Source organism: Amycolatopsis mongoliensis (assembly GCF_030285665.1).
GTDB classification, from domain to species: Bacteria; Actinomycetota; Actinomycetes; order Mycobacteriales; family Pseudonocardiaceae; genus Amycolatopsis; species Amycolatopsis mongoliensis.
In genome coordinates this window covers 619662-633347 of the sequence record NZ_CP127295.1, presented here as the reverse complement: position 1 = coordinate 633347, position 13686 = coordinate 619662, and the positions used below count along the sequence as shown (strand labels likewise).

14 protein-coding genes are annotated in these 13686 nt (G+C 70.8%); 7 read left to right on the top strand and 7 right to left on the bottom strand.

Features of this window, described 5'->3' with window-relative positions; genetic code table 11:
* Positions 1–10: 10 nt before the first annotated feature.
* The 3 genes from QRX60_RS03040 to QRX60_RS03030 form a co-directional block, all read right to left on the bottom strand.
* Positions 11–1672 carry a GMC family oxidoreductase gene (locus QRX60_RS03040; protein WP_285999272.1) on the bottom strand — a complete coding sequence of 554 codons (1662 nt, stop codon included), beginning with the start codon at positions 1670–1672 and terminating at the stop codon, positions 11–13.
* Positions 1672–3135 carry a flavin-containing monooxygenase gene (locus QRX60_RS03035; protein ID WP_285999271.1) on the bottom strand — a complete coding sequence of 488 codons (1464 nt, stop codon included), beginning with the start codon at positions 3133–3135 and terminating at the stop codon, positions 1672–1674. Before QRX60_RS03035 ends, QRX60_RS03040 begins: the two co-directional genes overlap by 1 nt.
* 76 nt (positions 3136–3211) lie before the next feature.
* Positions 3212–4309, bottom strand: coding sequence for a winged helix DNA-binding domain-containing protein (locus QRX60_RS03030; protein WP_285999270.1), 1098 nt, complete (start codon positions 4307–4309; stop codon positions 3212–3214).
* Between the two features lie 79 nt (positions 4310–4388).
* Between QRX60_RS03030 and QRX60_RS03025 the strand changes: the two genes are divergently transcribed.
* A complete protein-coding gene (locus tag QRX60_RS03025) occupies positions 4389–5444 on the top strand; it encodes an AraC family transcriptional regulator (RefSeq protein WP_285999269.1) in 1056 nt (351 codons plus the stop codon).
* On the opposite strand, the gene QRX60_RS03020 is transcribed toward QRX60_RS03025, so the two are convergent.
* Positions 5365–6036, bottom strand: coding sequence for a TetR/AcrR family transcriptional regulator (locus QRX60_RS03020; protein WP_285999268.1), 672 nt, complete (start codon positions 6034–6036; stop codon positions 5365–5367). The two genes, QRX60_RS03025 and QRX60_RS03020, sit on opposite strands and share 80 nt — an antisense overlap.
* A 194-nt stretch (positions 6037–6230) precedes the next feature.
* On the opposite strand from QRX60_RS03020, the gene QRX60_RS03015 reads away from it, so the two are divergent.
* On the top strand, positions 6231–6542 hold the full coding sequence (locus QRX60_RS03015) for a hypothetical protein (protein ID WP_285999267.1): 312 nt from the start codon (positions 6231–6233) through the stop codon (positions 6540–6542).
* Positions 6543–6585: 43 nt separating this feature from the next.
* Here the strand turns inward: QRX60_RS03015 and QRX60_RS03010 are convergent, their stop codons facing one another.
* Genes QRX60_RS03010 through paaI form a run of 3 tightly spaced genes read right to left on the bottom strand, consistent with a single transcriptional unit; the run spans position 6586 to position 8866 of the window.
* On the bottom strand, positions 6586–7179 hold the full coding sequence (locus tag QRX60_RS03010; protein ID WP_285999266.1) for a TetR/AcrR family transcriptional regulator: 594 nt from the start codon (positions 7177–7179) through the stop codon (positions 6586–6588).
* Positions 7176–8453 (bottom strand): phenylacetate--CoA ligase PaaK, encoded by a 1278-nt coding sequence (gene paaK / locus QRX60_RS03005; RefSeq protein WP_285999265.1) that lies wholly within the window; start codon positions 8451–8453, stop codon positions 7176–7178. The genes QRX60_RS03010 and paaK overlap by 4 nt, the downstream gene beginning before the upstream one ends.
* Positions 8450–8866: a hydroxyphenylacetyl-CoA thioesterase PaaI gene (gene paaI, locus QRX60_RS03000; protein ID WP_285999264.1), complete on the bottom strand. Its 417-nt coding sequence runs from the start codon at positions 8864–8866 to the stop codon at positions 8450–8452. The genes paaK and paaI overlap by 4 nt, the downstream gene beginning before the upstream one ends.
* A 168-nt stretch (positions 8867–9034) precedes the next feature.
* Here paaI and paaZ point away from each other — a divergent pair, with 168 nt between their 5' ends.
* From paaZ to paaD, 5 genes are read left to right on the top strand one after another with little or no spacing between them, the layout of a single operon-like run.
* A complete protein-coding gene (gene paaZ / locus QRX60_RS02995) occupies positions 9035–11065 on the top strand; it encodes a phenylacetic acid degradation bifunctional protein PaaZ (protein ID WP_285999263.1) in 2031 nt (676 codons plus the stop codon).
* Entirely contained in the window at positions 11062–11997 is a 936-nt protein-coding gene (gene paaA / locus QRX60_RS02990) for a 1,2-phenylacetyl-CoA epoxidase subunit PaaA (protein WP_285999262.1), read from the top strand. The genes paaZ and paaA overlap by 4 nt, the downstream gene beginning before the upstream one ends.
* A 38-nt stretch (positions 11998–12035) precedes the next feature.
* Positions 12036–12350: a 1,2-phenylacetyl-CoA epoxidase subunit PaaB gene (gene paaB, locus QRX60_RS02985; RefSeq protein WP_286003483.1), complete on the top strand. Its 315-nt coding sequence runs from the start codon at positions 12036–12038 to the stop codon at positions 12348–12350.
* The gene (gene paaC / locus QRX60_RS02980; RefSeq protein WP_285999261.1) at positions 12347–13204 is read left to right on the top strand and encodes a 1,2-phenylacetyl-CoA epoxidase subunit PaaC; all 858 of its coding nucleotides are present in this window, start codon (positions 12347–12349) and stop codon (positions 13202–13204) included. The genes paaB and paaC overlap by 4 nt, the downstream gene beginning before the upstream one ends.
* Complete coding sequence (gene paaD, locus QRX60_RS02975) at positions 13198–13686, top strand: 1,2-phenylacetyl-CoA epoxidase subunit PaaD (protein ID WP_285999260.1); 489 nt, start codon at positions 13198–13200, stop codon at positions 13684–13686. Before paaC ends, paaD begins: the two co-directional genes overlap by 7 nt.

Sequence of the window (13686 nt, the reverse complement as noted above, 5' to 3'; positions counted from 1 at the left end):
GATGTGCCATTCACGGCTTGGGGGTCAGCGGCAGCCGCAGGGCTCCCGGGGCTTCCGACGGGACCGCCGGGTTCTTCGGCGCCACCGGCGCCACCCGCTGGTAAGAGGCTCCCAGTGGGGGCCGCGGGTCCGTCTCGCCCCGGTTCGGCCAGAACGCCATCGCCCGCTCGGCCTGCGCCGTGATCGTCAGCGACGGGTTCACCCCGAGATTCGCCGTGATCGCCGACCCGTCCACCACGTGCAGCCCCGGGTACCCGTACACCCGCTGATACGGATCGATGACCCCCGAATCCACCGAGTCGCCGATCGTGCAGCCGCCGATGAAGTGGCCCGTGATCGGGATGTTCGCCATGTCCGTCCAAGCGCCCTGGGGGAGGCCGCCGATCTTCTCCGCCACCCGGCGCGTCACTTCGTGCCCCGCCGGGATCCACGATGGTGAGGGCGCTCCCGCTCCCTGGCGAGTCGTCATCCGCCGCCCGAACAGGCCTGGCTTCGTGTACGTCGTCACCGAATTGTCCAACGTCTGCATCACCAGCAGCCCGATCATCCGCTCCGACCAGTGCCGCGGGTTGTGGATCCGCAGCAGGTCACGACGCTGCCGCCACAGCTCACGCACCCCCAGCACCCAGCGCCGGCGGCCCGGCTGCCCGTCCACCAGCACCGTCGCCATCAGGCCCATCACGTTGCTGCCGCGCCCGTACCGCACCGGCTCCACGTGCGTCACCTCGTCCGGGTGGATCGACGACGTGATCGCGACCCCGCGCGTGTAGTCCGTGTCCGACCGCAGCGACCGCGCCGCCAGCACCGCCTCGGAGTTCGTCCGCGCGAGCAGTCCCAGCCGGGGCGAGAGAGCAGGAAGCGTTCCCGTGTCGCGCATTCGGTGCAGCAGCCGCTGCGTCCCCAAAGCAGCCGCGGAGAACACCACCTGCGACGCCGTGAACGTTCGGCGGGAACGGCCACCGGTGCGCCGCGCGTCCACGGCGTACCCGCCGGGGATCGGCCGCACCGAAACGGCCGTCGTCAAGGGGTGCACCACCGCGCCCGCCTGCTCGGCCAGGTACAGGTAGTTCTTCACCATCGTGTTCTTCGCCCCGACCCGGCAGCCGGTCATGCACTCGCCGCACAGCGTGCAGGAGGACCGCCGGGGACCGGCGCCGCCGAAGAACGGGTCCACTCCGGACTGTCCGAAGTAGACGCCGACCGGTGTGCGGCGGTACGTGTGCCCGATGCCCATGTCCTCGGCCACCTCGGAAAGCACGCGGTCCGCGGCCGTCGTCGCCGGGTTCTCGATAACGCCCAGCATGCGCTTCGCCTGGTCGTAGTACGGCGCGAGTTCGTCCTTCCAGTCGGTGATGTGCGCCCACTGCGGGTCGGCGTAGAACTTGTCCGGCGGTTCGTACAGCGTGTTCGCGTACACCAGCGACCCGCCGCCGACGCCGGAGCCGCTCATCACGAACGTGTTCTTCAGCAACGTCAGCCGTTGGATGCCGAAACAGCCCAGCGCGGGCGCCCACAGGTACTTCCGCAGCCGCCACGACGTCTTCGCGAACTCGTCGTCGGCGAACCGGCGGCCGGTCTCCAGCACGCCGACGCGGTAGCCCTTCTCGGTCAGCCGCAACGCCGTGACGCTGCCGCCGAAGCCCGAACCGATCACCAGGACGTCGTAGTCCATCACGCCACCACCCGGAAGTCCGCGGGGTCGAGCCGGCGCGTCCGGCGGTCGTACTCGGTGACCAGGCCCGGCCAGTTGGTCGTCACCCGGCCGTCGGCCTGGCGATACCAGCTCGTGCACGCGCTCCAGACGCTCTGGCCCAGCCGTCGCTGCACCTCCCGGTCGTAGCGCTCTTCGACGTCGGCGCGCACGTCCACATAGGACACGCCGGGCCGTGCGAGCTGCTCCACCGCCTGGCGGATGTAGCGCGCCTGGCGCTCGATCATGTAGATGATGGACCCGGCGCCGAGGTTGGTGTTGGGCCCGTAGACGCAGAACATGTTGGGGAACCCGGGCACGGTGATGCCCAGGTACGCCCGCGCGCCGCCGGACCAGGCGTCCTGCAGCGACCGGCCGCCCAGGCCGAGCACCTTCATCCGGCCGAGGAACTCCGTCGCGGCGAACCCGGTGCCGTAGACCAGGACGTCCGCCTCGAGCTCGGTCCCGTCCTCGACCCGCACACCGTTCGCCGTGATCGAGGAGATCCGGCGCGTCTCGACGTCGACGTTCGGCTGCGCCAGCGCGGGCAGGTAGTCGTTGGTGAACAGGATCCGCTTGCAGCCCAGCGGGTAGGCCGGCTTGAGCTTCGCGCGCAGGTCCGGGTCCTTGATGTGACGACGTCGCAGCTGGGCCGTCCGCAGCTCGAACATCTTCGCCAGCACGGGGTGCTTCGTCATCGCGTACGTCGCGTACTCGGCGAGCAGGAAGATCCGCAGCCGGCCGAGCAGCTGCGTGGGCGGCAGGTGTTCGAACAGCCAGTGCTGCCACCGCCGGTAGGTCGGGTCGGACTTCGCCATGACGTACGGCGGCGTGCGCTGGAAGACCGTGACGTGCTTCGCGTGCTTGCGCAGCTCGGGCACGAACTGGACGGCGCTGGCCCCGGTCCCGATGACGGCGACGCGCTTGCCGGTCAGCTCCACCCCGTGGTCCCAGCGCGCCGAGTGGAACGCGTCGCCGGCGAAGCTCTCCCGGCCCGGGATGCCGGGCAGCACCGGCCGCGACAGCTGGCCGACGGCGGGGACGAAAACGTTTGCCTCGTACGTTTCGCCGCTCTGCGTTTCGACGCGCCAGACGCCGCGTCCCTCGTCGAACGCGGCTCCGGTGACCTCGGTCCGGTAGCGGATGTGCGGCTCGAGCCCGTACTTGGCGATGACGCGCCGCAGGTAGGCGAGGATGTCCGGCTGGTGCGAGAACCGCTTCGGCCAGCGCGGGTTCGGCTCGAAGGAGAACGAGTAGAGCGGCGACGGGATGTCGCACGCGGCGCCGGGGTAGGTGTTGTCCCGCCAGACGCCGCCGGGTTCGGCCGCGCTTTCCAGGATCGTGAAGTGGGTGAACCCGGCGCGCTTCAGCTCGATCGCCGTCCCGATGCCGCCGAAGCCGGTGCCCACGATCAGCACCGACGGCCCCTTCGCCGAACTACTCATGCGAAAAAGCTACGCAGCGGACGCCTGTGACAACAGGCCACGAACGGTCACTCGATCGAGAATTCCGGCCAGCCCGTCACGCCGGCGGGCGGACGCGCACGTCCCGGGTCTCCGCGTCGGGTTCCGCCCAGCTCAGCAGGCGTCCGGCCGCGCTCTCCAACGCCGCGAGGTCGCGTTTCGGCAGCTTCTCGAACGGCGACAGCTCGACGATCGCCGCCTGCTTCGACTTCGTGGTCTCCCAGAAGCCCCGCACCTGCCCGCCGGCCAGCAGCGTGCCCTTGACCAGTCCGTTCTGGCTGATGACGCGCTTGCGGTACTCGTCCGAGATCACCCGCGTCCGGTCGGCGTAGGAGAGGATCGTCTGGTCGAACGGCCCGAGCAGGCGCGGCGGCGCCGGGACGTCCTCGTCCGGCACGGTCAGCTCCGGCAGGTCCAGCAGCTCCCGGCCGTCCTCGTCGCGGTAGCGGCGTAGGTCCATCGCAGAAGCCACCTCGCCGAGCCGCGTGATGCCCGCCCACGCCTGCACGTCCGCGACCGTCGCCGGCCCGAACGCCCGCAGATACCGCGAAATGAGCGAAGCGGGCGCAGGCGGGGGAAGCGGCGCACCCACCCACTCGTCGAGACACGCGTACGTCGTCTGCCCGGCCTTGCCCCAGATCGCCCGGGGCGGAGTCTGCACCAGCGGCAGCCGTCCCCGGGCGAGGTGCGTCAGGGACGCCGGAGCGCGGTCCGGCCAGCGTCGCGCCAGCTCGGCGCCCAACACCGTGGAGGACAGCGCCGACCGGGTCAGCAGCTCCCGCGCCGCCCCGGCGACGACGTCGTGGTCCAGGTCGGCCAGCTCGCGGGCGTGCTGCGTGTTCGTCTTCAGGTCGCGGTCGTAGAGCACCTGCACCACCGGCCGCCACGCCAGCGCGTCCGCCGCCGTCACCAGGTGGACCGTGCCGCGCATCAGCGCGATCCGCACCACGCGCCGCTCTTCCAGCAGCGCCGCCAGCTCCTTCGGCCGGAACCCGTGCAGGCGCGACCACAACGCGTAGTACGGCGGGAACGGCGCCTGCGCCTGCAGCCCGGCCAGGTGCGCCACGGCGTCGTGGGCGGACATCTTCGCGCGGCGCAGCAGCAGCTGGCGCTCCAGCGTCGCGCGGTTCAGGGCCCGCCGGCTCAAGGTCTCCACGCCGTCACCCTAACGATCACCCCGGACAGTTCCGGTCCTCGATTCGACGGGCGAACGGCCGTCATCCATACTTCCGGCCATGGCCGAGCTCGCCGCGCCCGCCGTCAAGGACTGGGACTTCCCGCGCGGCACCGCGAGCATCGAGCTGATGACCCGGTTCGCCGCCGACCGCGGCCTGCCCGCCGAGAAGCTGCTGGCCGCGACCACGCTCTCGCCGGAGCTCCTCGCCGACCCGTCGGTGCAGGTCGACGCGCGGCAGGAGCTGGCCGTCGTCCGCGCCCTGGTCGACCTGGACGGCTCCGACGCGACGGCACTGGAGCTCGGCCGCCGCTACCGCGTCACCACCTTCGGCATCTTCGGGTTCGCCTGCATCAGCAGCCCGACCCTGCGGGACGCGATGCTGTTCTCGCTACGCTACTTCGATCTCAGCTTCGCCTTCTGCATCCCGCACGTCGAGCTGGACGACGGGCGCCTGACGCTGGAGCTCGACGACAGCCGCGTGCCCGCCGACGTCGCCCGCTTCCTCGTGCTGCGCGACCTGGCAGCGATCTTCTCGGTCATGCGCGACCTGCTCCCGGAGATCGTGCTGGACGACCTGAGCTTCCGGCACGAGCTGTCCACAGTGGACCCCTACCGGGCCGCGTTCGGCCTGGTGCCGCGGTTCGGCGCCGACGCCTGCCGCGCGACGCTCGACGCCGCGCTGCTGATGCTGCCCCTGCCGCAGGCCAACGAGCAGACCGTCGCCCTGTGCGCCACGCAGTGCGAAGCGCTCGTCGCGCGCAAACGCCGGCGTTCGGGCATCTCGCAGCAGGTGCGGGAGCGCCTGGTCCGGCTCGGCGGGGTCGACGCCGGGATGGACGAGATCGCCCGCCAGCTGACGCTCAGCACGCGCACGCTGCGGCGGCGCCTGACCGAGTCCGGCACCAGCTACCGCGCGCTGGTCGACGAGGTCCGCCAGACGTTGGCCGAGGAGCTGCTCGACACCGGCGTCCTGTCGGTCGAAGACGTCGCGTACCGGCTGGGGTACGCCGAGGCGTCGAGCTTCATCTACGCGTTCAAGCGCTGGACCGGGATGACGCCGGCGGCGTTCGCCCGCCGCTTCCGGGCCGCTCGGCAAGCACCGCCGGGTAGGTGACCTTCAGCAGGTTGAGGATCGAATCGGTGAGAAAGGTGCGCAGCGCGGTGCGGTCGAGCGTGCCGCGGATCAGCCATTCGCGCGACGCGGCCCGCAGCAGCCCGCCGAACGACCGGATCATCGCGCGCAGCTCCTCCCGGCCCTCGGTGACGTCGGTCATCAGCGCGGCTTCCAGGACGCGGTCGGCGGCTACCTCGTCGGCCTCCAGCATGATCCGCTCGATCTCGGGGTCGCGGCCCGCGGACTCGGGGCCGATCACGGTCAGCCAGGCGTCCCGGTTGCGGTCCACGACGTCGACCCAGCGCTCGACACCGATCGCCAGCCGCTCCTCCATCGTGGTGTCCGGCAGCGCTTCGGTGACCGGCGCCGGCACGATCATCAGCTGCCGCACCACTTCCAGGTAGAGCTCGCGCTTGCCGCCGAAGTAGTGGTTGATGAGCGGGCGCGCCACCCCGGCCGCCTCCGCGATGTCCGAAGTGGACACCGACGCGTAGCTGCCCGCACCGAACAGGTGCCGGGCGGCGGCGAGGATCTCCGCGCGCCGTTCGGCCGGTTCGAGGCGGCGGCGCCGCGGCCGGGTCCCACTGGTCATCCGCTCAGCCTCGCGGGGGAGCGGCACGCTGTCAACAAGCAGTTGACTTCTCGTCAAGAGAGTGACTCCGGTGGCGGCCAACGGGTGTTTCGAGTCAACCTTCGTCGTTACGCAACCGGAACAACCCGCCGGTAACTTCCCGGCGCCCGGATGCGACGAGACGGCAGAGGCCAGCGACCGGGGGTAGGAGCCAGATGACCGAGGAAGGCGCGCCGATCCGGCCGGCCGGACGCTGGGTGAGCGTCCGCCTGCAGCATCGTCACGTCAGCTTCGACGAGGCTTTCGAAGCGGACGAACCCCTTCCCGACGGCGACTGCGCGGACGAAGAGTCCCTGTCGTACTCGGGAATTGTGATCACGGGCTACGACGAAGGCTCGAAAGTCTCCGAGCGCTGGATCCCGCTGGGCGTCGACCCGTCCGAAGCGGACGACGAGCGGTTGATCGAGCAACTGCGCGAAGCCCTTCTCTGGCAGGCGGGGCGCCCACCCCAGAACGCACAGGACTGACCCCGTCGTGAGTGGTTAGGGCGGTTAGAACCGCCCTAACCACTCACGACGGGGTGCGCAGGCCTTCGAACGCCACCTTGCACACGGCGTCCGCCACTTCGGTCGCCGAGGACCCGCGCCGCGGCTTGTACCACTCGATCAGCGAATTCACCATGCCGAAGACCAGCCGCGCGGTCACCGCCGGGTCGACGTCCGGGCGGATGTCGCCTTCGGCTTCCGCCTGCTTCACCAGGTCCGTCACCAGCAGGTCGAACTCGCGCCGCCGGGCCAGCGCCGCCCGCTCCACCTTCGTGTTGCCGCGCACGCGCAGCAGCAGCGTCACGAACGGCAGCCGGTCGGCGAGCACCAGCACGCTGCCCCGCACCAGGTGCTCCAGCCGGTCGATCGCGCGCCCGTCCAGCTCGGCCGTCTCCGCCGCGACGGCGAACAGCCCGTCCAGCGCCCGGTCGACCGACAACCGCAGCAGCTCCTCCTTGCTGGGCACGTGGTGGTAGATCGCCGACTTCGTGATGCCGAGCTTGCGGGAGAGGTCCTCCATGCTCGTGCCGTCGTAGCCGCGCTCGTTGAACAGGCGCACCGCCACCTGCAGCAGCGATTCGAGGTCGTAGCCCGGCCGCCCGCGGCGCGGGGTGGTCACGGTTTCTCCCGCTGGTCGATGATCCGCCGCATCTTGCCCATGGACCGCTCGAGCGTGTCCGGGTCGACGACATCCACCGACACCGTCACCCCGACGCCGTCCTTGACCCCCGCCACCAGCGTCTCCGCCGCCTGTGATCGGTCGGACGGAGCCGCGTCCAGGCGCGCTTCGACCCGCACGGTCAGGTGGTCGAGCCGCCCGCGCGTGGTCCGGACGAGCTGGAAGTGCGGGCTCAGCCCGGCGGTGCGCAGCACGATCTCTTCGATCTGGGTCGGGAAGACGTTGACCCCGCGCAGGATGATCAGGTCGTCGGTGCGGCCGGTGACCTTGGCCATCCGCCGGAACGCCGGGCGCGCGGTCCCCGGCGAGAGCGCCGTGAGGTCGCGGGTGCGGTAGCGGATGATCGGCAGCGCCTGCTTGGTCAGCGACGTGAACACCAGCTCACCGGTTTCGCCGCCGCCCAGCACGTTCTCTTCGTAGGGGTCGATCACCTCGGGGTAGAAGTGGTCCTCCCAGATGTGCAGGCCGTCCTTCGTCTCGACGCACTCCTGCGCGACACCCGGGCCCATCACCTCGGACAGCCCGTAGATGTCGACGGCGTCGAGGGCGAACCGCTCCTCGATCTCGGTGCGCATCTGCTCGGTCCACGGCTCGGCGCCGAAGATGCCGACCTTGAGCGAGCTGGCCCGCGGGTCGACGCCCTGGCGCTCGAACTCGTCGAGCAGCGTCAGCATGTACGACGGCGTGACCATGATGACCTCGGGCCGGAAGTCGGTGATCAGCTGCACCTGGCGCGCCGTCATCCCGCCCGACGCCGGGATCACCGTGCAGCCCAGCTTCTCCGCGCCGTAGTGGGCGCCCAGCCCGCCGGTGAACAGGCCGTAGCCGTAGGCGACGTGCACCTTGTGGCCCGGACGGCCGCCCGCGGCGTGGATCGACCGGGCCATCACCGTCGCCCAGGTGTCGATGTCCTGTTCGGTGTACCCGACGACGGTGGCCTTGCCGGTGGTGCCGCTCGAGGCGTGGATGCGCCGCACCTGGTCCTGCGGGACGGCGAACATCCCGAAGGGGTAGTTCTCGCGCAGGTCCTGCTTCGTCGTGAACGGGAACTTCGCCAGGTCGGCGAGCTCCTTGCAGTCGTCCGGGTGGACGCCGGCCTCGTCGAACTTCCGCCGGTACGCGGGCACGTTCGCGTAGGCGTGCCCGAGCGTCCACTGCAGACGCTCCAGCTGCAGGGCGGCCAGCTCGTCCGCGCCGATGTTCGCCTCGATCATGGTCGGTCCTGTTTCGCGGAGAGGACGCGGCTGCGGCCGCGGAATTCGGCGACGACCTCGGGCCCGCCGGGGGTCTCCCGGTGCACGGTGACGTCGTAGATGCCGTTGCGGCCGTAGCGGGTGCGCTCGGTGGCGGTGGCGACGAGGTGGTCGCCGAGCCGGCCGGCCGCGACGAACGAGATTTCGGCGCCCGCGGCGACCGTCACCGGGCCGTGGGTGTTGCAGGCGCAGGCGAACGCCGTGTCGGCCAGCAGGAAGACGTACCCGCCGTGCGCGATGTCGTGGCCGTTGACCATCTCGCGCGTGATCTTCATGGTCGCGACGGCGCGGCCGTCGCTCGCTTCGGCCAGCTCGATGCCCAGCGCGCGCGACGCCTCGTCGGCGGCGAACATGGTGTGCGCGGCGTTGGTCATTCGTCCTCCGTGCCTGACCTACCGAATGGACGGTCACCTGGCGGTGCCGCTCAGTAAAGGCAGTGGCACCGCCGGTGTCAAGCGTCACCCCTTCCGATCCCGGAGCCCGGCGGTTACCATGCAAATAACTGAACGTCCGGTAGGTAATTCGGTGGAGGTCGGGACCTGATGGCAGTGCTGCGCAGCTACGTCTCCGGGGAGTGGCACACGGCGGCGGACGAGGGCGTCCCGCTGCACGACGCGGCCACGGGCGAGGAGGTCGCCCGGATCTCGTCGAAGGGCGTCGACTTCGCGGGTGCGCTGGAGTACGGCCGCCGGGTGGGCGGCCCGGCGCTGCGGGAGCTGACGTTCCACCAGCGCGCGGCCCTGCTGAAGGCGCTGGCCTCGCACCTGCGCGAGCACCGCGAGGAGCTGTACGCACTCTCCGCGCGCACCGGCGCCACGCTCGGTGACTCCAAGTTCGACATCGACGGCGGCATCGGCGTGCTGTTCAGCTACGCCTCGAAGGGCAAGCGCGAGCTGCCGAACGACACCGTCTACGTCGAGGGCAACGTCGAGCCGCTTTCGCGCGGGGGGACGTTCGTCGCCCAGCACATCGCGACCCCGCTGCGGGGCGTCGCCATCCAGATCAACGCGTTCAACTTCCCGGTGTGGGGGCCGCTGGAGAAGTTCGCGCCCGCGTTCCTGGCCGGGGTGCCGAGCCTGGTGAAGCCGGCCAGCTCGACGGCCTACCTGACCGCGCGGCTGGTCGAGCTGATCATCGAGTCGGGGATCCTGCCCGAGGGCTCGCTGCAGTTCGTCGCCGGCAGCGTCGGCGACCTCCTGGACCACGTGACCGCGCAGGACCTCGTGTCGTTCACCGGCTCGGCGTCCACCGCGCAGAAGCTGCGGGCGCACCCGGCGATCATCCGCAACGCCGTCCGGTTCAACGCCGAGGCCGACTCGCTGAACTGCTCGATCCTCGGCCCGGACGCGGTCAAGGGCACCACCGAGTTCGACCTGTTCGTCAAGCAGCTGACCACCGAGATGACCGTCAAGGCGGGCCAGAAGTGCACGGCGATCCGCCGCGCGTTCGTCCCGGCCTCGCTCCTCGACGACGTCGCTGCCGCCGCGGCCGAGCGGCTCGCGAAGGTGACCGTCGGCAACCCGGCTGCGGAGGGCGTCCGGATGGGCGCGCTGGCCAGCCTGGAGCAGCGCGAGGAGGTCCGGCGGTCGCTGAAGGCGCTGCTGGACGCCGGGAGCGTCGTGTTCGGCGACCCCGAGAACGTCGAGGTCGTCGACGCCGACGCCGAGCGCGGCGCCTTCATCTCGCCGGTGCTGCTCAAGGCGGACCCGGAGCGGTCGGAGCCGCACGAGGTCGAGGCGTTCGGCCCGGTCTCGACGCTCATGCCCTACACGTCCACCGAGCAGGTCGTCGAGTTCGCCGCTCGCGGCGGCGGCAGCCTCGCCGGGTCCGTGGTCTCGGCCGACAAGGAGTTCGTGCGCGACGTCGTTCTCGGCGCGGCGCCGTACCACGGCCGCCTGCTGGTGCTGGACGCCGACGACGCGAAGGAGTCCACCGGCCACGGCTCGCCGATGCCGCAGCTGGTCCACGGCGGACCGGGCCGCGCGGGTGGCGGCGAGGAGATGGGCGGTATCCGCGGCGTCCTGCACCACATGCAGCGCACGGCGGTGCAGGGCTCGCCGGCCGTTCTTTCCTCTGTGACCGGCCGCTGGGTGACCGGCGCGCCGCGCACCGAAGGCGACGTTCACCCGTTCCGGAAGTCCCTGGCCGAACTGAAGATCGGCGACTCCGTCGTCGCCGGGCCGCGGACGGTCACGCAGGAGGACGTCGACCACTTCGCCGAGTTCACCGGCGACACGTTCTACGCCCACACCGACCCGGAGGCGGCGGCCGCGAACCCGTTGTTCGGCGGCATCGTCGCGCACGGCTACCTGGTCGTCTCGTTTGCGGCAGGGTTGTTCGTCTCGCCCGAGCCGGGTCCGGTGCTGGCCAACTACGGCCTGGAGAACCTGCGGTTCCTCACCCCGGTCAAGGTCGGCGACTCGCTGACGGTGACGCTCACCGCCAAGCAGATCACCCCGCGGATCGACCAGGAGTACGGCGAGGTCCGCTGGGACGCCGACGTCACCAACGCCGACGGCGAGTCCGTGGCCAAGTACGACGTCCTGACCCTGGTTTCGAAGGAGCAGCCGTGACAGCTGTGGCTTCGCTTGAGGAACACTTCGAGCACACCATCGAGCGCGACCAGCGGATCGAGCCGCGCGACTGGGTGCCCGAGGGTTACCGCAAGACGATGATCCGGCAGATCGCGCAGCACGCGCATTCGGAGATCATCGGGATGCAGCCCGAGGGCAACTGGATCACGCGGGCGCCGTCGTTGCGGCGCAAGGCGATCCTGCTGGCGAAGGTGCAGGACGAAGCCGGCCACGGCCTCTACCTGTACTCGGCGGCGGCGACGCTGGGCGCCGACCGCGCGGACCTGACCGACAAGCTCATCAACGGCAAGCAGAAGTACTCGTCGATCTTCAACTACCCGACGCTGACCTTCGCCGACGTCGGCGTGATCGGCTGGCTGGTCGACGGCGCGGCGATCTGCAACCAGGTGCCGCTCTGCCGGTCGTCCTACGGGCCGTACGCGCGGGCGATGATCCGCATCTGCAAGGAGGAGTCCTTCCACCAGCGGCAGGGGTTCGAGCTGCTGATGACGATGATGAAGGGCACCGAGCAGCAGCGGGAGATGGTCCAGGAGGCCGTGAACCGCTGGTGGTGGCCGTCGTTGATGATGTTCGGCCCGCCGGACGCCGACTCGCCGAACACCGCGCAGTCGATGGCGTGGAAGGTCAAGCGCCACACCAACGACGAGCTGCGGCAGCGCTTCGTCGACATGTCCGTGCCGCAGGCCGCCGCCCTCGGCGTCACGTTCCCCGATCCCGACCTCAAGTGGAACGCCTCGCGGGAGCACTACGACTTCGGCGCGGTGGACTGGGACGAGTTCAAGAACGTGCTGAAGGGCAACGGCCCGTGCAACGCTTCGCGGATCGCGCACCGGCGCCGCGCGCACGAAGAAGGTGCCTGGGTCCGCGAAGCCGCGGTGGCGCACGCGGCCAAGAAGGAGGAGCGGAAGTGAGCGACCTGACTGCCGAAGGCGGCCACGGGGCCGTCCCGCTGGAGGGCGTTCCCGCCGCTCCCGGCCCGGTCAAGCACGACTGGCCGCTGTACGAGGTGTTCGTCCGCGGCAAGCGCGGGCTGAACCACGTGCACGTCGGGTCGCTGCACGCGGCCGACGACCAGATGGCGCTGCACCACGCGCGCGACCTCTACACCCGCCGCAACGAAGGCGTGTCGATCTGGGTCGTGCGGGCTTCGGACATCACCGCGTCGTCGCCGGACGAGAAGGACCCGTTCTTCGCGCCGAGCGGCGACAAGGTCTACCGGCACCCGACGTTCTACGACATCCCCGAGGAGGTGCCGCACATATGAGTTTCGACAACGTGTACGAGTCGCTGACCGAGGAGAACGACACGCGCTGGGCGTTCGGCACCGGCTTCGAGGACCCGCTGTCCGGAGTGGACACGTCCGTGCCGTCCGGTGTGGACGGTGACCGGCTGGCGGCGTACTGCCTGATGCTGGGCGACGACGCGCTGGTCTTCTCCCACCGGCTGCAGGAGTGGTGCACCCACGCGCCCGAGCTGGAGGACGAGGTCGCGATCGCGAACATCGGCCTCGACCTGCTCGGCCAGGCGCGGCTGCTGCTCGCGCGCGCCGGCAAGGCCGACGGCTCTTCGCGCTCGGAGGATTCGTTCGCGTTCTTCCGCGCCGAGAACGAGTTCCGCAACGTCCGGCTCGCCGAGCTGGGCGGCGGTCACTTCGGGCACCTGATCGCCCGGCTGTTCGTGTTCTCGACGTGGCGCCTCGCGCTGCTGCAGCGGCTCGTGCCGGCGGTGGACCCGGTGCTGGCCGCGATCGCGGACAAGGGCGTCAAGGAGGTGACCTACCACCGCGACTACGCGGCGCAGTGGCTGGTCCGCCTGGGCGACGGGACGCCGGTGTCGCACGAGCGGATGCAGGAGGGGCTCGACGCGGTCTGGCCGTACGTGGGGGAGCTGTTCCGCACGCACCCGGTGGAGCTGGTGGACGCGGCCTCGCTGCGGCCGGAGTTCGACGCGGTGCTGGACCAGGCCCTGGCGGCGGCGACGCTGGTGCGGCCGTCTTCGGGGGAGCTCGCCGGGGTTTCCGGGCGGACCGGCCGCGACGGCGTGCACACCGAGCAGATGGGGTTCCTGCTGGCGGAGCTGCAGAGCGTCGCCCGGGCGATGCCGGACGCGAAGTGGTGACCGCGGCGGCCGTCGCGGCCACGGTCACCGACCCCGAGCTGCCGATGCTGACGCTCGCGGACCTGGGCGTGCTGCGTTCGGTGTCCGAAGAAGGCGGGCGCGTGGTCGTCGCGATCACGCCGACGTACACCGGCTGCCCGGCGATGGACACCATGCGCGACGACCTGGAGCACGCGCTGGTTTCGGCGGGCTTCGCCGACGTCGAGATCCGGACGCAGCTGTCACCGGCCTGGTCGTCGGACTGGATTTCGGCTTCGGGGCGCCGGAAGCTGGCCTCGGCCGGGATCGCCCCGCCGGGCGCGGCACCGCGGCGGTCGGGGCCGATCCCGCTGACGCTGACGGCGCCGGTTTCCCGGGTTTCTTGCCCCCACTGCGGTTCCACGGACACGGAGGAGCAGTCCCGCTTCGGCGCGACGGCGTGCAAGGCGCTGCGGCGCTGCCGTGCGTGTGCCGAACCGTTCGAACAGGTCAAGGAGATCTGA